This window comes from Pseudomonas sp. YNh (assembly GCF_037993085.1).
GTDB classification, from domain to species: domain Bacteria; phylum Pseudomonadota; class Gammaproteobacteria; order Pseudomonadales; family Pseudomonadaceae; genus Aquipseudomonas; species Aquipseudomonas putida.
Map to the genome: position 1 here is coordinate 1 of NZ_JBBMRJ010000079.1, position 1,307 is coordinate 1,307.

Here is a 1,307-nt window from a genome sequence, read left to right on the forward strand (position 1 = left end):
TCAGAAGAGCGACTTCTATAAAGTGCGTGCCGCCGGTCTGGTCTGCCTGCTGGAAGGCATGCTGATGGCCTTCAAGGCTCGCGAGCTGCCTGACAGTGATGCACGGATCAAGACTGAACTCATGGCGGCCGCGATGACCACGGCAGCGGCGGGCTTCGAGATTGGGGCCAGCTATGTGGACCAGGTGGTAACCCGATACGGCGCAAGAAGTGCGACTGGCAGAGGTGCTGTGGCGACCTTGGGAAGGTTGAAGCTTTGGGGGGCTGGATTGGCCGGTACTGGAGGGCTGGTATTGGCGTGGTGGGATTTCGCCGATGCCGATAAACATATCCGTGAAGCCCAAAATAAAGAATCAAGCGCGCGAAACATAAGGCTAGCCTCCGCGTACAGAGCTCGAGGCGCCGCGACGATAGCTCTTGCTCTGGCTGAGGGCGGAACAGCAATTGCTATGGCAAAACCTTTTTTTGATCATCTATCCCATAGCGCCAAGACTAAATTTGCAAGAATGTTGGCATCCTCTATGGGTGAGCTTGCAAAAAAACTGGGAACCCAAGCTGCGCGCGTTCTGCTCGCACGCCTGGTAGTCGGAGCTTTTTGGATAGGTCTCGTCCTGACGATCGTAATTTACCTCCTTGAAGAGGATGCATTGGAGAAGTGGTGTAGGCGCTGCTGTTTCCGAATCGGAAAAACAGCAAAGCCTTATGAAGAACACGAAGAATTGAAAGAGCTTCATTCGGCTTTCAGCGAGGTCTTGTAGTGTATCTAGTCGAATGGGGTTTCTGGCAGATGGCAATCGAGTCTGAGGCTACGCGTAAGGCGTACGTTGCGAAAATGACGCCAGTAGACCAACGCGCAATGCGGGACTTTTATGAAGGTGACTTGGAAGAGGGAGTCCATTTTCGGAAGGTGAGCGAAAACCCTCGCGCACGCAGCCCTGTTTACTCCTTCAATGAAAATTTCCTTGAGATGCGTTGCGGCGGATCGGAGGAAAAACGTGGCTTGATCACAATCATGACGCTGGGAGGACTAGGGCCAATCCTATATAGCGGCGTCACAATAACCCTGGGATCCGTTTATCTTTACCTTTTCACCAGTAGAGATCCTGCTGTCATAGACATCATCATAATGATGCTGATGTCTGTCATGGACGGTGCTATTGTTTATTTTTATCTAAAATACGGCCTTCGCTTAACGCGGTTGGAAATGCTTACTAGCCGTCACCTACTCATTCGCTTCAATCGAGCAACCCAACAAGTTCACCTACATCGACCGAAATACTGCGGCGGCATCGTCACTTTTCCGTGGAA

The 1,307-nt window shown here is 51.7% G+C and carries 2 pseudogenes; both read left to right on the forward strand.

Annotated features, from left to right (window positions below):
- Nucleotides 1-757: pseudogene (locus WF331_RS29105) on the forward strand (T6SS effector BTH_I2691 family protein); the annotation flags it as partial.
- A pseudogene (locus tag WF331_RS29110) lies at nucleotides 757-1,307 on the forward strand (DUF6708 domain-containing protein); the annotation flags it as partial. The pseudogenes WF331_RS29105 and WF331_RS29110, both read left to right, overlap by 1 nt.